The sequence below is a fragment of the Actinomadura sp. 7K507 genome (assembly GCF_004348425.1).
Lineage (GTDB): Bacteria > Actinomycetota > Actinomycetes > Streptosporangiales > Streptosporangiaceae > Spirillospora.
The window spans coordinates 23,109-43,427 of the sequence record NZ_SMKK01000057.1; the positions used below are offsets into that span (position 1 = coordinate 23,109).

Annotated in this window: 14 protein-coding genes; 8 read left to right on the forward strand and 6 right to left on the reverse strand. The window is 72.7% G+C overall.

Annotation, left to right across the window (positions count from 1 at the left end):
* Nucleotides 1-6 precede the first annotated feature (6 nt).
* From rhaS to E1285_RS15295, 4 genes are read right to left on the reverse strand one after another with little or no spacing between them, the layout of a single operon-like run.
* The gene (gene rhaS, locus E1285_RS15280) at nt 7-1,104 is read right to left on the reverse strand and encodes a rhamnose ABC transporter substrate-binding protein (protein WP_132152451.1); all 1,098 of its coding nucleotides are present in this window, start codon (nt 1,102-1,104) and stop codon (nt 7-9) included.
* A 56-nt stretch (nt 1,105-1,160) separates the two neighbouring features.
* Nucleotides 1,161-2,159: an ABC transporter permease gene (locus E1285_RS15285; RefSeq protein ID WP_132152453.1), complete on the reverse strand. Its 999-nt coding sequence runs from the start codon at nt 2,157-2,159 to the stop codon at nt 1,161-1,163.
* On the reverse strand, nt 2,156-3,319 hold the full coding sequence (locus E1285_RS15290) for an ABC transporter permease (protein WP_132152455.1): 1,164 nt from the start codon (nt 3,317-3,319) through the stop codon (nt 2,156-2,158). The genes E1285_RS15285 and E1285_RS15290 overlap by 4 nt, the downstream gene beginning before the upstream one ends.
* A gap of 4 nt (nt 3,320-3,323) precedes the next feature.
* On the reverse strand, nt 3,324-4,892 hold the full coding sequence (locus E1285_RS15295; protein ID WP_132152457.1) for a sugar ABC transporter ATP-binding protein: 1,569 nt from the start codon (nt 4,890-4,892) through the stop codon (nt 3,324-3,326).
* Nucleotides 4,893-5,202: 310 nt separating this feature from the next.
* Here E1285_RS15295 and E1285_RS15300 point away from each other — a divergent pair, with 310 nt between their 5' ends.
* The 8 genes from E1285_RS15300 to E1285_RS15335 all read left to right on the forward strand — a co-directional run bounded on the left by E1285_RS15300 (nt 5,203) and on the right by E1285_RS15335 (nt 17,517).
* On the forward strand, nt 5,203-6,264 hold the full coding sequence (locus tag E1285_RS15300) for a substrate-binding domain-containing protein (RefSeq protein WP_243722796.1): 1,062 nt from the start codon (nt 5,203-5,205) through the stop codon (nt 6,262-6,264).
* The gene (locus tag E1285_RS15305) at nt 6,261-6,974 is read left to right on the forward strand and encodes a (Fe-S)-binding protein (RefSeq protein ID WP_132152459.1); all 714 of its coding nucleotides are present in this window, start codon (nt 6,261-6,263) and stop codon (nt 6,972-6,974) included. Before E1285_RS15300 ends, E1285_RS15305 begins: the two co-directional genes overlap by 4 nt.
* Nucleotides 6,971-8,425 (forward strand): LutB/LldF family L-lactate oxidation iron-sulfur protein, encoded by a 1,455-nt coding sequence (locus E1285_RS15310; protein ID WP_243722797.1) that lies wholly within the window; start codon nt 6,971-6,973, stop codon nt 8,423-8,425. The genes E1285_RS15305 and E1285_RS15310 overlap by 4 nt, the downstream gene beginning before the upstream one ends.
* The gene (locus tag E1285_RS15315) at nt 8,422-9,042 is read left to right on the forward strand and encodes an LUD domain-containing protein (protein ID WP_132152461.1); all 621 of its coding nucleotides are present in this window, start codon (nt 8,422-8,424) and stop codon (nt 9,040-9,042) included. The genes E1285_RS15310 and E1285_RS15315 overlap by 4 nt, the downstream gene beginning before the upstream one ends.
* Before the next feature lie 50 nt (nt 9,043-9,092).
* A complete protein-coding gene (locus E1285_RS15320; protein ID WP_132152463.1) occupies nt 9,093-10,526 on the forward strand; it encodes a rhamnulokinase family protein in 1,434 nt (477 codons plus the stop codon).
* A gap of 284 nt (nt 10,527-10,810) precedes the next feature.
* A complete protein-coding gene (locus E1285_RS15325; protein ID WP_132152465.1) occupies nt 10,811-13,783 on the forward strand; it encodes a LuxR family transcriptional regulator in 2,973 nt (990 codons plus the stop codon).
* Between the two features lie 189 nt (nt 13,784-13,972).
* Entirely contained in the window at nt 13,973-15,067 is a 1,095-nt protein-coding gene (locus tag E1285_RS15330) for an alpha/beta hydrolase (protein WP_132152467.1), read from the forward strand.
* Between the two features lie 2 nt (nt 15,068-15,069).
* On the forward strand, nt 15,070-17,517 hold the full coding sequence (locus E1285_RS15335; protein ID WP_132152469.1) for a GMC family oxidoreductase: 2,448 nt from the start codon (nt 15,070-15,072) through the stop codon (nt 17,515-17,517).
* 116 nt (nt 17,518-17,633) lie between these two features.
* Here the strand turns inward: E1285_RS15335 and E1285_RS15340 are convergent, their stop codons facing one another.
* Both E1285_RS15340 and E1285_RS15345 read right to left on the reverse strand, forming a co-directional pair.
* Entirely contained in the window at nt 17,634-18,092 is a 459-nt protein-coding gene (locus E1285_RS15340; protein WP_132152471.1) for an SRPBCC family protein, read from the reverse strand.
* A gap of 60 nt (nt 18,093-18,152) precedes the next feature.
* Nucleotides 18,153-20,183, reverse strand: coding sequence for a CehA/McbA family metallohydrolase (locus E1285_RS15345; RefSeq protein ID WP_132152473.1), 2,031 nt, complete (start codon nt 20,181-20,183; stop codon nt 18,153-18,155).
* Nucleotides 20,184-20,319: the final 136 nt, after the last annotated feature.

Consider the following 20,319-nt stretch of genomic DNA (forward strand, 5'->3'; position numbering starts at 1 on the left):
GCGGGCTCAGAAGTCGTAGTCGTCGATGTTCTTCTCGTCGAACACCGTCGGCGGGCCGAGGATGATCTCGCCCTTGGCGCCGATGCCGCGTTCGCCGAGCTTGCCGGCCTTGAACTTCTGGCCCTGCTCGCCGGTGATCTGGCCGGAGGCCAGCGCGCCCGCCGCGTATCCGGCCAGGTAGCCGAGGTTCGCCGGGTCCCACAGCGCGAACTTCTCGACCGTGCCGTCCTTGATGAACTTGCGCATCTGGTTCGGGGTGCCGAGGCCGGTCAGCGCGACCTTGCCCTTGTACTCCGAACCGGAGATGTAGCGGGCCGCGGCGGCGATGCCGACCGTGGTCGGCGAGATGATGCCCTTGAGGTTCGGGTACGCCTGCAGCAGGCCCTGGGTCTGCTGGAACGACTTCTGGTCGTCGTCGTCGCCGTAGGCCACCTTGACGAGCTTCATCCCCGAGTACTCGGGCTTCTTCAGCTCGTCCTTCATGAACTCGATCCAGGCGTTCTGGTTCGTGGCGTTCGCGGTCGCCGACAGGATCGCGATCTCGCCCTTGGCGCCGATCTGGTCGGCGAGCAGCTTGACCTGGCTGCGGCCGATGTCCTCGGAGGAGGCCTGGTTGATGAACACGTCCCGGCACTCGGGGTTGGTGTCGGAGTCGTAGGCGACGACCTTGATGTCCTTGGACATCGCCTGCTTGAGCGGCCCGCACACCGCGTTCGCGTCGTTGGCGGCGATGAGGATCGCGTCGTGCTGCTGCTGGATGAGGGTGTTGATGTAGGAGACCTGCGAGGACGCCGACGCGTCGGAGGGCCCGACCTCCTTGGCCTCCGCGCCGAACTCCTTGGCGGCGGCGATGCCGGCGTTGTCGACGATGGTGGAGTACGGGTTGTTGACCTGCTTGGGCAGGAACGCCAGCTTCAGGCCCTTCTTCATCGGCGCGTTCGGGTCGGCCGTGGTCTCCGCGCCGGTCTTGCCCTCCCCGGACGCCGACGAGGAGTCCTTGGTGGTTCCGCCGCAGGCGGCCAGGCTCAGGGCCAGGACGCTCACCGTGGCTGTGGCCCCCAATCGGGCCGCCAGCCGTCGCGGAGCGCGCAAACGAGTGGTCATCTCGGTGCCTTTCGGAAATCCGGGTCTTGCTTCGGGGGTGGGATGGGGACTCGCGACTAGGGCGCGGCGGCGGGGGTCGCGGGTCGCGCGCCCCGCCGCCTGCCTTGTGCCTCGCGCACCACGGCGATCAGCCGCGGTGTGAGGACGCTGATGATGAGCAGCAGCCCGGTGACGATCGACTGGACCTCGGTGGAGACGTCGTTGAGCATCAGCAGGTTGCGGAGCAGGCCGACCAGCAGCACCGCGGCGATGACGCCGGCGAGGGTGCCCTTGCCGCCCTCGAAGTCGATGCCGCCGAGCAGCACCGCCGCGATGACGGCCAGTTCGAGGCCGATTCCGTTGTCGGCGCGGGCGCTGCCGTAGCGGAGCGTGTAGACGATGCCGGCGAACCCGGCGACCAGGCCGGACATCACGAACAGGATCAGCTTGATGCGCTTGACCCGGATGCCGGCGAAGTAGGCGGCGTCCTCCTGCGCGCCGATCGCGAACAGCGACCGCCCGATGCCGGTGGCGTGCAGGACGACGCCGGCGAAGACGGCGAGCAGGACGAACAGCGCGATCGGGTACGGGATCGGGGTGCCGGGGATGGAGGAGGTGGCGAGGTCGGTGTAGGCGAACGGGAACTCGGAGATGGCGCCGGTGCCGAGCGTCACGTAGGCGAGGCCCCGGTAGAGGGTCATCGTGCCGATCGTGACGGCGAGGGACGGCAGCCCCAGCTTGGTGACGAGCAGCCCGTTGACCAGCCCGCAGATCACGCCGACGACCAGCACCAGCGGGATGATCGTCTCGATCGCCATGCCGTTGTCCCACAACATGCCGGTCAGCGCGCTGCTCAGCCCGAGGATGGAGGCGACCGACAGGTCGACCTGCCCGCACACGACCAGCAGCGTCATCGGCAGCGCGATCAGCGCGATCTCGCTGAGGTCGAGCAGCGCGAACGACAGGTTGCCGCTGCTGGCGAAGTCGGGCGAGAACCCGGCGCCGCCGAAGAAGACCACGATCAGCAGCACGGTGATGGCGGTCTCCCACCGCACCAGGTGTCCCAGGCGGCTCATGACCGGCCCCTCCCTTCCGGCGCCGCGGCCTCCGCGGTGGTCCCGGCCGCGTCCATGTCCCCCTCGAGGTCCCCTTCGGAGTCCTCCTCGGACGGCGCGGGCACGTCGTGGTGCACGGTCGACTCCAGGGATCGTTGTTTCAGCGCCCGGGTGACGCGGAGCGCGAGCAGCCGGTCGACGCTGATGGCCAGCAGCAGGAGGACGCCGGTGATCGCCTGCTGCCAGAACGGGTTGACCTTGAGCACCACCAGCACGCTGCCGATGGTGGTGAGCAGCAGCGCGCCGAGCGCCGCCCCGTACACGGTGCCGACGCCGCCGGTGATCGCGACGCCGCCGACGACGACGGCGGCGACGACCGTCAGCTCCCAGCCGTTCGCGGCGTCGGCGACGACGGTTCCGAACCGGGAGAGCCACAGCACCCCGGCGAGGCCCGCGAGCGCGCCGCTGACCAGGTAGGCGGTGAGGATGCGGCGGCGGATCGGCACGCCGGCGAGCATCGCGGCCTCGGGGCTGGACCCGATCGCGTAGAACTCGCGTCCGGACGAGTAGGAGCGCAGGTAGTAGCCGGCGGCCAGCATCACGACGACCGTGATGATCGGCAGGTAGGGGATGCCGAGGATGCCGTCGCTGCCGAGGCCGAGCACCGAGCCGGGAAGCTCGGAGGCGCTGATCTGGTCGCCTTGGGCGATGCGGTAGTCGAGCCCTTGGATCACGTACAGCGTGCCGAGGGTGACGACCAGGGAGGGGACCCGGCAGAAGCTGACGAGCAGCCCGTTCACCAGCCCGCAGGCGAGCCCGATGAGGACGCCGACCAGGAGGACCAGCACGACGTGCCGGTCGCCGCCGGAGGCGAACTTGCCCGCCGAGAACGCGACGAGCCCGACGACGGAGCCGACCGACAGGTCGATGTTGCGGGTGACGACGACCATGCTCTGCCCGACGGCGAGCAGGACGAGGATCGAGGCGTTGAGGAAGATGTCCCGCAGGCCCTGCTCCGACAGGAACCGCGGGTTGGCGATCGTGGTCCCGACGACGAGGAGGATCAGGGCGCCGAGGATGCTCAGCTCGCGGGCGCGCAGCACGAGGTCGACCAGGCGCCGCCCGCCTCCGCCGGCGCCGCCGGATCCGGGCCTGGCCGGTGACTTGGTGAGTACGGTCATCGGCTCAGGCCGCCCTTCCGGCGCCGGCCCCGCCGTTGCCGGTCCGTCCGGTCGCGGCGGCCATCACGCTCTCCTCGGTCGCCTCGGCGCGCGGGATCTCGGCGGTGAGCCGGCCCTCGTGCATGACCAGGACGCGGTCGGCCATCCCGATCACCTCCGGCAGGTCGGAGGAGATCATCAGGACCGCGATGTCCCGCGCGGCCAGTTCCGACAGCAGCCGGTGCACCTCGGCCTTGGTGCCGACGTCGATGCCGCGGGTCGGCTCGTCCACGATGAGGACGTCCGGCTCGGTGGCCAGCCACTTGGCGAGCACGACCTTCTGCTGGTTGCCGCCCGACAGGACGCCGACGAGGTCGGTGAGCTTGGAGTACTTGAGCTGGAGCCGCAGCCCCCAGTCGGCGGCGCGGCCGCGCTCCACCTTGCGGGAGATGAGGCCGCCGCGCCCGGTCTCGCGGCGCAGCGTGCGCAGCTGGGTGAGGCCCATGTTGCGTTCGATGGACATGCCCATGACCAGGCCCTGCTGGCGCCGGTCCTCGGGGACGAGCGCGAGGCCCGCCGCCATCGCGGCGGTCGGGCTGCCCGGGGGCAGCGGGCGCCCGGTGACCTCGACGCTCCCGGCGTCCCACCGGTCCACGCCGAAGATCGCGCGGGCGACCTCGCTGCGGCCGGCGCCGACCAGCCCGGCGAGGGCGACGATCTCGCCGCGGCGGACCTCGAAGGAGATGTCGGTGAAGGCGCCCTCGCGGGTCAGCCGGGCGACCTTCAGCGCGACCTCGCCGGGCGTCACGTCCTGCTTGGGGTAGAGCGCGTCGAGGTCGCGGCCGACCATCCGGCGGACGAGGTCGTCGGGGGTGAGGTCCGCGGTCTGGTCGGTGCCGATCAGGGAGCCGTCGCGCAGCGTGGTGACCCGCCGGCACAGCTCGAAGATCTCCTCCAGCCGGTGCGAGATGAACAGGACGGCGCAGCCGTGCTCGCTCAGCGTGCGGGTGACCGTGAACAGCCGGGCGACCTCCTGGCCGGTGAGCGCGGCGGTGGGCTCGTCCATGATGAGGACCCGCGCGTTGCGGGAGATGGCCTTGGCGATCTCGACGACCTGCTGGTCGGCGATCGACAGGCCGCGGGCGGGCGCCTGCGGGTCCAGCGCGACGCCGAGCCGCCGGAACAGCTTCGCGGTCTCGGCGTGCATGGCGCGGCGGTCGATGCGGCCGAGCCCTGAGACGGGTCCGCGGGCGCGCGGCTGGCGGCCCATGAAGATGTTCTCCGCGACCGACAGGTCGGGGAACAGGGTGGGCTCCTGGTAGATGACGGCGACGCCGGCGGCCTGGGCGTCGGCGGGGCCGCCGAAGGTCACCGGCTCGCCGTCGACGCGTACCTCGCCCGCGTCGGGGCGGTGGACCCCTGCGAACGTTTTTACTACCGTGGACTTGCCCGCGCCGTTCTCCCCGGCCAGGGCGTGGACCTCGCCGGCGTGCAACTCCAGGGTGACGCCCTGCAGGGCGCGCACGGCCCCGAACGACTTACTCACGTTCACCAGTGCCAATGTCGGCGGCGCCGACTGGCCGGGTGCGCCCATGGCGGCCCTCCTCGCGGGGCTGGTCTATGACGACCGGGTAAAAAACGTTTTAACGTGATGTTGCCGAGGACGCTAGAGTCAGGCCGGGCAGCCGTCAAGAGGTCACCGGCTCGAAGATCGCTCCGATAACGGCGGGAATCCCTTTGCCACAGGGGCCTGTGAGTTTTTGGAAGTCGCTCGTGGCCCCGCCCGGCCATCGGCCTCGGCACCCCGGTGCACCGCCCACGGGCTTGACACGTTTTAATTCGATGACCAAAGTGAATCGGCACGGCGAGCGTCATATCCAGCGGACGGACCGGGGGCACACAGATTGAGCGCAGACGACACCGGACGCCCCGGGGCCCTGAGCCGGACGGTCGGCATCAAGCAGGTCGCGGCGAGCGCCGGCGTCTCGCCCGGCACCGTGTCCAACGTGCTCAACCGCCCCGAGCGGGTCGCCGAGGCGACCCGGATCCGGGTCGAGCAGGCCATCCTCGAACTCGGGTTCGTCCGCAACGGCTCGGCGTCCACGCTGCGCGCCGGGCACAGCAGCACGATCGGGCTGATGGTCCTGGATCTGGCCAACCCGTTCTTCACCGACGTCGCCCGCGGCGTCGAGGACATCGCCAGCGAGCGCGGCTACGCGGTGATCCTGTCGTCGTCCGGCGAGTCGGACGAGCGGGAGCAGCGCAACCTGCGGGTGTTCGCCGAGCAGCGCGTCCGCGGCGTCCTGCTGACCCCGGTCGGCGACGACGGCGAGGCCGCCGACCGCCTCCAGGACCGGGGCGTCCCGGTGGTGCTGCTCGACCATCCGACGCCCCGCGCCAACCAGTGCTCGGTCGCCGTCGACGACGTCGCCGGCGGTGAGCTCGCGGTCGGCGAGTTGCTCGACGGCGGGGCCCGCACGCTGGCGTTCGTCACCGGCCCGAACGTTCTGCGGCAGTGCGCCGACCGCCGCAAGGGCGCCCTGCGCGCGCTGCGCGCCGCCGGGCTCGGCCGCGAGGTGATGCGCGAGGTGCCGGTCGGGGCGATGAACGCCAGGTCCGGGCAGGAGGCGGCACGGCGGCTGCTGGAGGCCGGCCCGCCGCTGCCCGACGCCGTCTTCTGCGCGAACGACCTGCTCGCCCTCGGGATGCTCCGCGTCCTGCTGCAGGCCGGGCTGAAGGTACCGGCTGACATCGCGCTGATCGGGTACGACGACATCGAGTTCTCGGCGGCGGCCGCGGTCCCGCTGAGCTCGATCAGGCAGCCCACCTACCAGCTGGGCCGGATCGCGACCGAACTCCTGCTGGAGGAGTGCGACGAGTCGGGCGGGCACGCCCACCAGCAGGTCATGTTCCAGCCCGAACTGGTCATCCGCGAGTCCAGCCGTCCTGCCGGAGAGGCCCCATGAAGGTCGCGCTCTTCCTCACCTGCGTGAACGACACGATGTACCCCGAGACAGGCAAGGCGATGGTGCGGCTGCTGCGGCGCCTCGGCCACGACGTCGAGTTCCCGGCCGGGCAGACCTGCTGCGGGCAGATGCACCTCAACACCGGGTACCGGCGGCAGGCGCTCCCCCTGGTGAAGGGCTTCGCCGGGACGTTCGAGCCCTACGACGCCGTCGTGACGCCGTCCGCGTCGTGCGCCGCGATGATCCGCGACTGGTACCCCAGGCTCGCGCCGCGGACCTCCGGGGTGGCGTCGCGCGTGTACGAGCTGTCGGAGTTCCTCGTGGACGTGCTGGGCGTCACCGACGTGGGCGCCTACTACCCGCACCGCGTCACCTACCACCCCACCTGCCACTCGCTGCGGATGCTGCACGTCGGGGACCGCCCGCTGCGGCTGCTGCGCGAGGTGCGCGGCATCGACCTGGCCGACCTGCCGGACGCCGCCGAATGCTGCGGGTTCGGCGGGACGTTCGCGCTGAAGAACTCCGAGGTGTCCGCCGCGATGTGCGCGGACAAGGTCACCGCCGTCCGGGAGACGAAGGCCGAGGCGCTGTGCGCGGCCGACAACTCCTGCCTGATGCACATCGGCGGCGCGCTCACCCGCACCCGCGCCGCCGTACGGACCGTCCACCTGGCCGAGATCCTCGCCTCCACGGAGGAGGAGCCCTCATGACCTCACCGGCGATGCCGACGTACGTCGGGATGCCGTCCTTCCCGGACGCGGCGCGCGGCGCGGTGGCCGACACGCGGCTGCGCGGCAACCTCGCCCACGCGACCGCCACGATCCGGGAACGGCGCGCGTCCGCGGTCGCGGAGCTGGACGACTGGCCCGCGCTGCGCGAGGCGGGCAAGCAGATCAAGGACCACGTCCTGGAGAACCTCGGGCACTACCTGCGCCTCCTGGAGGAGAAGGTCACCGAGGCGGGCGGGACGGTCCACTGGGCGCGGGACGCCGGCGAGGCCAACCGGATCGTCGCCGGCCTGGTGAAGGCGACCGGCGAGACCGAGGTCGTCAAGGTCAAGTCGATGGCCACGCAGGAGACCGGCCTGAACGAGTTCCTCGCCGAGGAGGGCGTCACCGCCTACGAGACCGACCTCGCGGAGCTGATCGTCCAGCTCGGGGACGACCGGCCGTCGCACATCCTCGTCCCGGCCATCCACCGCAACAGGTCCGACATCCGCGACATCTTCCTGCGCGCGATGGACGGCGTCCCGGAAGGGCTGACCGACTCCCCCGCCGAACTGGCCGAGGCCGCCCGCCGCCACCTGCGCGCCAAGTTCCTGTCGGCGAAGGTCGCCGTGTCCGGCGTGAACTTCGCCGTCGCCGACACCGGCACCCTCGTCGTCCTGGAGTCGGAGGGCAACGGGCGGATGTGCCTGACGCTCCCCGAGACGCTGATCTCGGTGATGGGAGTGGAGAAGATCGTCCCGAGCTGGCGGGATCTGGAGGTGTTCCTGCAGCTGCTCCCCCGCTCGTCCACGGCCGAGCGGATGAACCCCTACACCTCGACCTGGACGGGCGTCTCCCCCGGTGACGGCCCGCGCGACTTCCACCTCGTCCTGCTGGACAACGGCCGCACCGCCACGCTGGCCGACGAGGTGGGCCGGCAGGCGCTGCGCTGCATCCGCTGCTCCGCGTGCCTGAACGTGTGCCCGGTCTACCAGCGCGCGGGCGGTCACGCCTACGGGTCGCCGTACCCGGGGCCGATCGGCGCGATCCTGTCGCCGCAGATCAGGGGCATCGGATCGGACGTGGACGCCTCGCTGCCCTACGCGTCCACGCTGTGCGGCGCGTGCTTCGAGGCGTGCCCGGTCGCGATCGACATCCCGGAGGTGCTCGTCCATCTGCGGGCCCGCGCCGTCGAGAAGGGCCCCCGCCATCCCCTCGAACGGGTGGCGATGGCGGCGGCCGGGTGGACGCTGCGCTCCCCCACCCGGCTCGGGCTCGCGCAGCGCGCCGCGTCCGCGAGCCGCCGCGGCGTGGCGCGCGGCGGCCGGATCCGGCGGCTGCCCGGCCCGCTCGGCGCGTGGACCGAGACGCGCGACGCCCCCGCGCCGCCGCCGGAGTCGTTCCGCGCCTGGTGGGCCCGCACGGACGGCGGCCGGAAGGAGGGCGGCACGTGAACGCCCGCGAGGAGATCCTCCGCCGGATCGAGGACGCGGTACCCGCCCGGCCGGCCGCCGAGGTCGCCGCCTCCTACGACCGGATCGACCGCGGCTATCTCCGCCATCACCACGAGGACGGCGTCCTCGACCTGTTCGCCGAGCGGGTCGCGCACTACCAGGCGACGGTCCTGCGGGTCTCCGCGCCGGATGTGGCGGGCACGGTCGCGGAGCGACTCGCGGCCCGCCCCGGCTCCTACGGGGTGCCCGGCGACCTTCCCGGGGAATGGCTCGCGGCGGCGGACGTGCCGCTCGTCCGGGACCCGGACGTCGCGACGCTGGACGGGCTGGCCGGAGCGGTCACCGGCTGCGCCGCGGCGATCGCCGAGACCGGGACGATCGTCCTCGACCACGGCGCCGCCCAGGGACGCCGCGCGCTGTCCCTCGTGCCGGACTACCACCTGATCGTCGTCCTGGCCGGCCAGGTCGCGCCGGACGTGCCCGAAGCCCTGGAGCGGCTCGACCCGCACCGGCCGCTGACGTTCGTGTCCGGGCCGTCGGCGACGAGCGACATCGAGCTGTCACGCGTGGAGGGCGTGCACGGTCCCCGGACGCTCGAAGTACTGGTCGTCGAATGAGCGAAGCGAACCGTGGGGCGTGGGGGGCCGGCCCCCCACCGGGAACGGGCATGAGCGAAGCGACCTTCGCGGCCGTCGATCTCGGCGCGTCCAGCGGGCGGGTCATGACCGGCCGCGTCGGCCCCGGAACCCTGGAGCTGGACGAGGTCCGCCGTTTCGCCAACCGCCCCGTCCGGGTCAACGGCACGCTGCACTGGGACATCCTCGGGCTCTACGGAAACGTCCTGGACGGGCTGCGCTCCACCCCGTCCGGCGTGGCCTCGGTCGGCATCGACTCGTGGGCCGTCGACTACGGCCTCCTGGACGCGGACGGGCGCCTGCTCGCAAACCCCGTCCACTACCGCGACTCCCGCACCGACGGCGTGATGGACCGCGTCCGCGCCGAACTGGGCGACGACCTCCTCTACCAGGCGTCGGGGCTCCAGTTCCTCCCCTTCAACACGATCTACCAGCTCGCGGCCGACGACCTGTCCCGGGCGGGCACGCTCCTCCTGATCCCCGATCTCCTCGCCTACTGGCTCACGGGCGAGATCGGCGCGGAGCGGACCAACGCGTCCACGACCGGCCTCCTGGACGTCCGCGAGGGCACCTGGTCGCGGGACCTCCTGGCACGCCTGGACCTCCCGGAGAAGATCCTGCCGCCCCTGCGGAACCCGGGCGAGGTCCTCGGGCCGCTCCGCGGCGACGTGGCGGCCGAGACCGGCCATCCCGGCCTCAGGGTCGCGGCCGTCGGGTCCCACGACACCGCCTCGGCAGTCGCGGCCGTCCCCGCCACGACCGAGCGGTTCGCCTACATCTCCTGCGGCACCTGGTCGCTGGTCGGCGTCGAGCTGGACGCGCCCGTCCTGACCGAGGCGAGCCGCGAGGCCAACTTCACCAACGAGGGCGGCGTGGACGGGACGGTCCGCTACCTGCGCAACGTGATGGGGCTGTGGCTCCTCCAGGAGTCGCTGCGGACCTGGGGCGACCCCGGCCTGCCCGCCCTGCTCGCCGAGGCCGGGCGGGTCCCGGGCCTGCGCCGCCTCGTCGACCCCGACGACCCGGAGTTCCTGCCGCCGGGCGACATGCCCGCCCGCATCGCCGCGCACTGCCGCCGCCGCGGCTTCCCCGAGCCGGCCACCCGCGCCGAGACCGTCCGCTGCATCCTGGACAGCCTCGCCCTCGCGCACCGCGCCACGCTCCGCGAGGCCTCCCGCCTATCCGGGCGGGAGATCGACGTGATCCACCTGGTCGGCGGCGGCAGCCGGAACGATCTGCTGTGCCGCCTGACCGCCGACGCGGCCGGACTGCCGGTCGTCGCCGGCCCGGTGGAGGCGACCGCGCTCGGCAACGTCCTGACCCAGGCCCGCGCGCACGGCGTCATCGGTGGGCTGGCGGAGTCCCGCGCGCTCGTGGCCGGGACCCAGCCCCTCCGCCGCTACGAGCCGTCCGGCGACGAGTCCGCGTGGGCCGCCGCCGCGGCCGGCCTCGGCCTGGAACGCTGACCGCCGCCGGATGTCACGGGGGCGAGACGCTTTACCCACCTGAGGTTGACATGGCGCGTTCCAGGACGGTTCATGGCAGTGAACGTTGATGACCGTGGACGGCATGGTGACGGAGGAGGCCGCCACGTGGGACGGCGCGCTGGCGGGGGCGTGTTGGCTCCACCTTATTGACGTTCCACCCGATAGGGTGAATCCCGCCGATTCTGGAACCGCGCCGATTCCGGAACCGCAACGAGAAACTTCATTACGGCGCATCGGCCGCCTGTTCGCTGTTGGGGTGTTCCATGGAGGGTCGTGCGGCCCGCGCCGCCGGGGCTCGGCCCGGCAACGCTCCGCTGGTCGGGCGTCGCGACGCGCTGCAGGAGATCGACCGCGTGCTCGACGCGGCCGAGCGGGGCTACGGCTTCCTGGCGCTGGTCGGTGAACCGGGTGCGGGCAAGACGCGGCTGCTGAACGAGCTGGCGGACGCCTCGACCGCGCGCAAGCTGCCGTTCGTGGCGGGGCGCGCGGCGGAGTTCGAGCAGGAGATGCCGTTCGGCGCCGTGGTCGACGCCCTGGACGACCGTCTCGAAGAGCACACGCTGAACCTCCCCCCGGCGGCGCTGCGCCTTCTCGGGTCGGTGTTCCCCGCGCTGTGCGACCTGACCGACCCGGCCCAGCTCACCGGCGGGGCCGCCGCCCCCGACTCGCAGGTGGCCCGGTACCAGCTGCACCGCACCGTCCGGCACCTGCTGGAGGACCTGGCCGAGCCGCACGGGCTGGTGCTGATCCTGGACGACCTGCACTGGGCCGACGACGCGACGATCGAGCTGATGGACCATCTGGTCCGGCATCCGCCGCGCGCCCGGGTGCTGGTGGCGGTCGCGTACCGCCCGGCGCAGGCGTCGCCGCGGCTGGCGGCGCTGGTGGACGCGGCCGGGCCGCAGGGCGCGCGGGTGACGGCCGATCCGCTCACCCTCAGCGAGGTGGCGGAGTTCCTCGGACCGGACGTGAGCCGGTCGCGGTGCGACGCGCTGTACAGGGCGAGCGGCGGCAACCCGTTCTACCTGGAGGCGCTGTCCAAGATGGGCGACAGCGGCGGCCCCGCCGGACGTGACGGCACGGAGCGGCAGGGCTGGGAGAACGGTGTCGCCAGCCTGACCGAGGTGCCGCCGGCGGTGCGGGCCGCGCTGCAGGTGGAGCTGAGCGCGCTGCCGCCCGAGGCGCTGCTGATGGCGCGGGGCGCCGCCGTGGCCGCGGACGTGTTCGAGCCCGCGCTGGCCGCGGTGGCCGCGGAGATGGAGCAGGACGCGGCGCTGGCGGCGCTGGACGTGCTCACCGCGCACGACGTGGTGCGTCCCACGACGGGCGGCCGGTTCCGGTTCCGGCATCCGCTGGTGCGGCATGTCGCCTACGCCTCGACGGCGGCGGGCTGGCGGATCGCCGCGCATTCGCGGGTCGCGGCGCAGCTGGCCCGGCTCGGCGCGCCCGCGGCGGTCCGCGCCCATCACGTGGTGCGGTCCGCGCGGTTCGGCGACCTGGAGGCGATCGGGACGCTGGTGGAGGCCGCCCGCGTCGTCGCGTCGCAGGCGCCCGGCACGTCCGCGTACTGGCTGAAGGCGGCACTGGAGCTGATGCCGGACGGCGGCGACGCGAGCGGGGCGGACGGCCCCCGGCCCGACCGGATCGAGCTGCTGGTCGAGCTGGCCCACGTGCAGGCCGTCAGCGGGCACGCCGAGGAGGGCCGGGAGACCGCCCGCACGCTGCTCGGGCTGCTGCCCGCCGGCGACACCGTCCGCCGCGCCAGGACCGTGCAGATGTGCGCGGTCATGGAGCGGCAGCTCGGCCGCATCCACGAGGCGCGCGCCATCGTGCTGGACGAGCTGCGCCGCACCACCGACCGGCAGACCCCCGAGGCCGTCCTGCTGCGGATCCGCCTGGTCGCCGACCGCATCCAGCGGGCCGACACGCGCGGGTCGCAGGCCGTCCTGGACACGATTCCCGACAGCGCCCCCGGATGGGGCCCCGGGCTGGTCGCGGCGGTCGCGTCGATGCGCCCGATCGTCTCCCACGTCCGGGGCGAGGCCGAGGAGGCGATCGCCTACGCGCAGAAGGCCGACGAGCTGTTCTCCGCCGCGTCCGACAACGACTTCACCGACGGCCTGGACTGCTTCGCCTGGCTGCTGTTCGCCGAGTCGTTCCTGGGCATGTACGACAGCGCGCTGCGGCACGCCGAGCGGCTCGTGTCGATCACGCGGACGACGGGCCAGACCTACATCCTGGGCTACATGCTGGCCGGGCAGTCCCGGATCCTGGCCCAGCAGGGACGGATGGCGGAGGCCGCCGCGGCCGCCGACGAGGCCACCGCGGTCGGCCGCGAGCTGCGCTCGCAGGAGGTCCTGGCCTACGGGCTGATCCAGCAGTGCCTGACCGCGTCCTGGACGGGCGACCACGACCAGGCGCTGCGCTCCGGCGAGGAGGCGGTCGCCAACGACACCGGCTCGGGTGAGTGGTGGACGCACATGGCGCACGTCGCCCGCGCGCTCGCGATCATCAACGCGGGACGGCCGGACGAGGGCGCCGAGGCGCTGATCGCCGCGTGCGGCGACGGCACCCAGGGCCTGGACTTCGGCACGCTGGTCATGTGCGCGGAGACGCTCGCGTCCGTCAGCGCCGCGCAGCAGGACGCCCCGGAAGACGCCGCCTACTGGGCCGGAATCGCCGGCGCGATCGCCGACCCGGCGCTGACCGGTGACGTCGGCCTGGCCCGGCTCGCCCGCGCGCACGCGGCCCGCGCCGCCGACCCGGCGGCCTCGGCGGCGCTCGCCGCGGAGGCGGCCGAGCTGCTCACCAAGGCGGGCCGCCGCCCCGAGGCGGGCCGCGCCGAACTCGCCGCCGGGATCGCGCACGCCGCGGCCGGCGACCGCAACCGGGCCCGGGAGCGGGTGCGGGCGGCGGCGGAGATCTTCGACGCGTGCGGGATGCGGGGCCTGCACGCCCAGGCCGTCCGGGAGCAGCGCCGCCTCGGCGTCCGGGTCCCGGCCCCCGGCAGGTCCACGGCCCCGTCGCCGGGCGGTAAGGAGAAGCCGCCGTTCGGGCTGTCGCCGCGCGAGCACGAGATCGCCATGCTCGTCGCCGAGGGCTGCAGCAACCAGCAGATCGCCGAGCGGCTGTTCCTCAGCGTCCGGACGGTCGAGACCCACCTCTCCCGCGTCTTCGCCAAGATCGGCGTCTCCTCGCGGGTCGGAGTGGCGACCAAGATGAACCGCCCCGGGTGAGCCACCCGGCGTGAACCACCCAGCGTGAACCGCCCAAAATGAACCACTGGGCCTGATTCCGACTCTCAGTTCACGTAGGTCCCGTACGTTCGGGCCACCCCCTGGCACACGTAAGTACGGGTTCTCCACGATGCCGCGCCTATGTGCGTGTTTGGCAAGGTTATGACGTCAGAAGCCGGAGGGATGGACATGGACGAGCAGCGGATCGCGCGCTTCACCAGCGCGGGCGTCGCCGACGCCGAGGTGTCCGAGCACCCCTTCGCCACCGAGGACGGGCTGGGGCTGAACCTGACCCGGTTCCGCCGCGGCGACTGCGACGACGTGGTCCTGCTCGTGCACGGTCTGACGACGTCCAGCGACATGTACATCATGCCGGAGCACACCAACCTGGTGAACTTCTTGCACGACGCCGGGTTCGGGGACGTGTGGGCGCTGGACTTCCGGATGAGCGGACGTTTCCCCTACAACGCCGAGACCCACCGCCACACCCTCGACGACATCGCGCTCTACGACCACCCGGCCGCGCTGGCCGAGCTGCGCCGCCACATCGGGGACCGGCGGGTGCACGTGGTCACGCACTGCCTGGGCTCGGTGTCGTTCTCGATGGCCCTGTTCGCCGGTACGGTCACCGGCATCACCAGCCTGACCTGCAACAGCGTCTCGCTGACCCCGCGGACGCCGGCCTGGTCGAAGATCAAGCTGGGGTACGGGCCGGCGCTGATGGAGTACGTCCTCGGACCGAGCCAGCTCGACCCGCGCTACGGCAAGGCCCCCGTGCTGACCCGCGGCTGGATGCTCGCCAAGGCGGTCGCACCGTTCCACCGCGACTGCGACGAGCCCGCGTGCCACATGCTCGGATTCATGTGGGGCGGCGGGAAGCCGATCTACACGCACGAGAAGATGTCGCCGGTCACGCACGCCCGGCTGCCCGACCTGTTCGGGGCGTGCAACGTCCACTACTACCGGCACATGCACACGATGGTGAAGGCCGGCCGGGCCGTGAAGTACGACCGGCGCCGCCGGGCCCACGCGGACCTGCCGGACGACTACCTCACCGGCGCCGCGGAGGTCACCACGCCGATCCTGTTCCTCACCGGAGACCGCAACCACGTGTTCACCGACTCCAACATCGCCTGCCACCGGCTGCTCGAATCGGTCACGCCCGGCCTGCACGAACTGGCGATCCTGCCCGGCTACGGCCACCAGGACCCGTTCATGGGCGCGAACGTCGACGCCGAGGTGTTCCCCCAGGTCCTCGACTTCTTGAAGCGGAAGGCGGGCTGACCATGGAGCACGCAGACGCCGTCGTCGTCGGGTCCGGGTTCGGCGGATCCGTGGCCGCGTACCGGCTGGCCGAGGCCGGGCAGTCGGTCGTCCTGCTGGAACGCGGGCAGCCGTACCCGCCGGGCGCCTTCCCGCGCTCGCCCGCCGAGATGGGGCGCGCGTTCTGGGACCCCGACGCCGGGCTGCACGGGATGTTCGACGTGTGGCGGTTCAAGGGCTGCGACTCGGTCGTGTCCTCGGGCCTCGGCGGCGGCTCGCTGATCTACGCGAACGTGCTGCTGCGCAAGGACGAGAACTGGTTCGTCCACGACCGGCCGCTGCCCGGCGGCGGGTACGAGCGCTGGCCGGTCTCGCGCGCCGACCTCGACCCGCACTACGACGCGGTCGAGAAGATGATGGGCGCGACGCCGTACCCGCTCGACCAGGTCCCGTTCGACGACACCCCGAAGACGCACGCCATGCAGGACGCGGCGGCGGAGCTGGGGCTGCAGAGCACGCTGCCGCCGCTGGCGGTCAGCTTCGCCTCCGAACCGGGCGGCGCGCCCGCCCTGAGCCTGCCGATCGTGGACGCCGGGTACGGCAACCTGCACGGCGTCCCGCGGCGGACGTGCCGGCTGTGCGGCGAGTGCGACATCGGCTGCAACGAGGGCGCCAAGAACAGCCTCGACCACACGTACCTGTCGGCGGCGGCGCACCACGGCGCCGACATCCGCACGTCCCACGAGGTGAAGGCGCTGCGGCCGCGGCAGGGCGGCGGGTACGAGGTCGACTACGTCCACCATGAGGACCTGACCGCGAAGAAGAGCCGCCCGGCCGTGCGGACGATCACCTGCGACCGGCTGATCCTCGGCGCCGGCACCTACGGCACGACGTTCCTGCTGCTGCGGTCGCGGGACGCGTTCCCCGGCCTGAGCGACGCGCTCGGCACGCGGTTCAGCGGCAACGGCGACCTGCTGACGTTCCTGATGCGGGCCAAGGACCGCAACCGGGTCCGGCCGCTGAACGCCAGCCGCGGCCCGGTGATCACCACCGCGATCCGGCTGCCGGACGAGCTCGACGGCGTGCCCGGCGCGGGACGCGGGGCCTACATCCAGGACGGCGGCTACCCCGGGTTCACCGACTGGATCGTCGACTCCTTCGACATCGGCAACGACTTCGAGCGCGCGGTGAAGTTCCTGTGGGACCGGTTCACCGACCTCTTCCGGGACGCGCCGGACACCAACCTGTCCAAGGAGATCTCGGAGCTGATCGGCGACGGCGCCCTCACGGTCAGCTCGCTGCCGCTGCTCGGCATGGGCCGCGACGCCGCCGACGGGCGGCTGCACCTGAAGGACGGCCGGCTCGCCGCCGACTGGACGTCCGAGACCAGCGAGGAGCTGTTCAACCGTGTCCGCAAGACCATGCAGCGCATCGCGGACGTGCTCGGCGCCGACTACGCCGACAACCCCATGTGGTTCCGCAAGCGCATCATCACCGTCCACCCGCTGGGCGGCGCCCCCATGGGCGTCCACCCGGCCGAGGGCGTCTGCGACGCCTTCGGCGAGGTGTTCGGGTTCCCGGGCCTCTACATCGCCGACGGGGCGGCGATACCGGGGGCGGTGGGCCCGAACCCCTCGCTCACCATCGCCGCGCAGGCCGATCGGCTGGCCACGCGGCTGCTGGAGGACGCGTCCGCACAACGGAGTGCGGGCGGCTCCGCCATGACCGTCCCGTCCACCACGGGGGCCGGGCCGGCCGGGGGAACCGGCTCGCCGGACGGGGCGGAGAGCGGCTCGGCGTACGGCCCGGAATCGGGGAGCCACGGGGGGTCACGGGGACCGTCCGCCGTGGCGGCGGGCCGTACGTCGCTGTCGTTCACCGAGGAGATGAAGGGGTTCGTCACCTACGGCGAGACCGATCCGCAGATCGGTGAGCTGGCCGGCGACCGCCGCCGGCTGTCGTTCCGCCTGACGATCACCGCGGAGGACACCGACGGGTTCCTGGCCGAGCCCGACCACGAGGCGCGCGCCGAGGGGTGGGTTGACGCGTCCGGTCACGGGGGGCGGTGCCCGGTCGAGGAGGGCACGTTCAACCTGTTCGTCGAGCCCGAGAACGACCGGGACGGCGCCGAAGAGCGGCGGCTGATGAAGTACCGGCTGTTCTACACCGACGGCGCCGGCGAGCGGCGCACGCTGAGCGGGGTCAAGAACGTCCGGCACGGCCCGGCGACCCGGATCTGGTCGGACACGTCCACGCTGTACGTGCGGCTGCTCGACGGACACGTCGGCGAGGACGAGGAGGAGGGCGCGCAGGTCGTCGCGGCGGGGGTGCTGCAGATCCAGCTGACGGACTTCGCGCGGCAGCTCACGACGTTCCGCACGTCGGGGCCGGACGGGGTGGAGAAGCTGATCAGCTTCGGCAGGTTCTTCGCCGGTGAGCTGTGGGAGGTCTACGGCCCCGATCCCGCGTGAGCGGTCAGGGCCACCAGGGGGGCCAAGTTCGTGCAGGCCGAGGGAACTGCGGGGTGCTCTCGGCCTGCACCTTTTCGCCGGAGGTCGCGCGGGGGGTCGCGCGGCCTCCGGTCGGCTCAGATGTCGCCGGCCTGGCGGGCGGGGCAGTCCGCGGGGCACTTCTCGGTGTGCGCGGGGAGCCACCGGGTGAAGGACGACAGCATCCGCCGGAACATCAGGCGCAGCAGCGGGCCGGTGCCGGGGATCAGCGGCTCGAGTTCCGCCTCCCAGCGGATGGACGTGCCGGAGTCGCGGGCCTCCAGGTACACGTCGGAGCGGTAGCGGCGGACCGGGAGCCCCGACAGCGCCTTGTAGGCGAAATGCGTGTACGGCTCGTAGGCGACGGTCTGCTCGCTGGCGGGCCAGATCTTCTTGACCGTCCCGACGCCGTAGGTGGTCGTGTCGCCCTTGCGGGCCTGCTTGGCGGGTATGGGGAACTTGCCCCACGCGCCCCACGCCTCGGGAACGGCGAGATGCCGGAACAGTTCCTCGGGCGTGGCGGTCGACGTGGCGGCAAGCTTGATCTCGTACGGCATGGCCTCTCCCCGGAGTGATTACCGAACGCTATTCAGTGGGGCGCCGCCGGCACAAGGCCGTCAGGCGCCGGCGAGGCGTGCGCCGTAGACGGCGCGTGCCGCGTCCAGCAGGTCGAGGTGGGCGGCGAGCTGGTCCGGGTTCTGGATGCGGGCGGCGCGGCGCAGCAGGTCCTCCAGGCCGTCGAGGTACCTCAGGCACCAGCGCAGGTCGGCTTCGCGCGCGACGTGGCGCCCGTCCACGTGCAGGTGGACGGGGCTGGTGTGCGCGAAGGCGCCGGAGTAGTGCATGGAACGCTCGTGCCGCGGGCCGATGGCGACGGCGGCGACGTAGGTCGGGCCGGCGGCGGTGAACTCGGCGGTGACCTCCCCCGGCGGGCCTTCGGCGAAGACGCCGTCGGCGGTGCGGAGTTCGATGCGGAGCACTTCGGGCCCGGCCGTCCGCGCGGTGACGGTGACACGTTCGCCTGGGGCGACGTCAAGGACGTCTCCTGGGCCGCGACCGTTCACGTCCAGTTCCAGCCAAGGGCCGGTGGTGGCGAACGTGCGCCCCCGCCGGATCGCGTCGGCGAACGACGCGGCGGTGAGCGGGCCGTCCACCCTGGCGTAGACGCGTTCCCATCCGGGCGGGCTGGACTGGCTGCCGCGCCGCTGGAACGACAGCATCGTGTCCGTCCCGGCGGTGACGGCCAGGGTGTTGCCCGCGCCGAGCAGCCGCCGGTAGACGATCGCGGTCGCCTGGACGGAGGAGTGGTTGAGGACGTCGAGGGAGTCGACGAGTCCGAGCGCGGCGTCGGCGACGATCTCGCGGGACGAGCAGTTGCGGCCGCCCGCGAGCGCCGCGGCCGGCGGGTCGTCCTCGTTCAGCGGGAGGTGGAACGGGTGGCTGTATCCGAGGACGGCGCCGAGGTCGCACAGCTCGCGGCAGGCCACACCGTTCGGCGGCCAGTCGGCGGTGCCGAGGAACCCGGTGTGGAACCGTCCGGGCGGCGCGGTGACGCCGAACGCGTACAGGTGGCCGAGCAGGTCGTTGCGGTATTCGACGCCGAGGCGGGCGATGTGGGCGGCGTCCGACCACGGCATGTCGCGTCCGGCCCAGTGCTCCAGGGCCTCGCGGTCGTAGACGCGCTGCGAGGCGACGTTGCCCGCGACGAGGTTGAGGACGTGCAGATCCTCCCCGTGCTGGACGGCCGCGGCCTGCGCGGGCGTGCCGACGGTGTCACCGGCCCAGTTCATGTGGACGTGCATGTCTCCGCCGTACCAGCCCCTTGCGGCGGCGTCGTAGATGCGCCGCGGGGACAGTTCGACTAGCGTTTCCACGCCGACGCCCGGGGCGACTTCGGTGTCGACGGCGTCGTACTCCATCCCTCTGGTCACGCGCACGGTGAGCGGCTCGGCGGGCACGTCGAGGACGATGTCGTCGCCGTGGAAGTAGGGGACGCGGTGCGCGTCGATCCGGTGCGGTGCGCCCGCGGGATACCAGCCCTGCCCGTCGGCGCCGACGACCGTCCAGCGGCAGGGGAACCCGGCGCGCAGGCGGAGCCGGCCGGCGAGGGCCTGCCGGGTGAGCGGCCCGAGGGAGACGCGGATCCCGTCGACGGCGACCTGGCTCTGCGACGTCACCGGGATGAGGCGCGCCCCGCGCGCGGGGACGTCGTGTGCGGCGCCGTCCACGCGCACGGTCACCGGCGCGTCCCGCGAGGAGTCGACGAGGAGGGTGGTGCGGACGGGCTCACCGTCCAGCACCGCCCGCGGGAGGGCCTCCAGCGACGCGTCCTCCGGCGTGACGCGCAGCGCGGGAAGGTTGTCCAGGACCTCGCCGCCGAGCGCGTCCCGCACGACCTCGTGCGGGTCGAGCTCCAGGACGCGGGCGTCGATCTCCTCCTCGGACGCGCCGGGGTGCTCGTCGAGGACCTTGCGCAGGCAGGTGATCCAGTAGTCGTGCTCGTCCATCAGGTAGGCGCTGGTGGCCATCTGCCGGACGTAGCCGATCGGGTCCTCACCCCACGTGGGGCCGTACTCGTCCAGCAGTTCCCGGTACTCCCGCAGGGCTTGCGCCACCGTGGGCGGCTCCAGCGCGTCGGCGTCGCACATCGTCTCTCCCGCTGATCGGCGGCGCCGCCAGAGTGACACGTAACCCGGCGGGCGCCCAGCGCCGGCCGTCGCGGCCCCGGCTCCGGGTGTTGGAACGTCCGCCCCGGTATAAGGATCCTTCGCCTTGGTACCGAAG

Coding starts and splice junctions, on each gene's coding strand:
- E1285_RS15320 (WP_132152463.1), top strand. CDS start 9,093: ATGAGCGAAGCGACCTTCGCGGCCGTCGATCTCGGCGCGTCCAGCGGG.
- E1285_RS15335 (WP_132152469.1), top strand. CDS start 15,070: ATGGAGCACGCAGACGCCGTCGTCGTCGGGTCCGGGTTCGGCGGATCC.
- E1285_RS15330 (WP_132152467.1), top strand. CDS start 13,973: ATGGACGAGCAGCGGATCGCGCGCTTCACCAGCGCGGGCGTCGCCGAC.
- E1285_RS15295 (WP_132152457.1), bottom strand. CDS start 4,892: ATGGGCGCACCCGGCCAGTCGGCGCCGCCGACATTGGCACTGGTGAAC.
- E1285_RS15325 (WP_132152465.1), top strand. CDS start 10,811: ATGGAGGGTCGTGCGGCCCGCGCCGCCGGGGCTCGGCCCGGCAACGCT.
- E1285_RS15310 (WP_243722797.1), top strand. CDS start 6,971: ATGACCTCACCGGCGATGCCGACGTACGTCGGGATGCCGTCCTTCCCG.
- E1285_RS15290 (WP_132152455.1), bottom strand. CDS start 3,319: ATGACCGTACTCACCAAGTCACCGGCCAGGCCCGGATCCGGCGGCGCC.
- rhaS (WP_132152451.1), bottom strand. CDS start 1,104: ATGACCACTCGTTTGCGCGCTCCGCGACGGCTGGCGGCCCGATTGGGG.
- E1285_RS15285 (WP_132152453.1), bottom strand. CDS start 2,159: ATGAGCCGCCTGGGACACCTGGTGCGGTGGGAGACCGCCATCACCGTG.
- E1285_RS15340 (WP_132152471.1), bottom strand. CDS start 18,092: ATGCCGTACGAGATCAAGCTTGCCGCCACGTCGACCGCCACGCCCGAG.
- E1285_RS15345 (WP_132152473.1), bottom strand. CDS start 20,183: ATGTGCGACGCCGACGCGCTGGAGCCGCCCACGGTGGCGCAAGCCCTG.
- E1285_RS15305 (WP_132152459.1), top strand. CDS start 6,261: ATGAAGGTCGCGCTCTTCCTCACCTGCGTGAACGACACGATGTACCCC.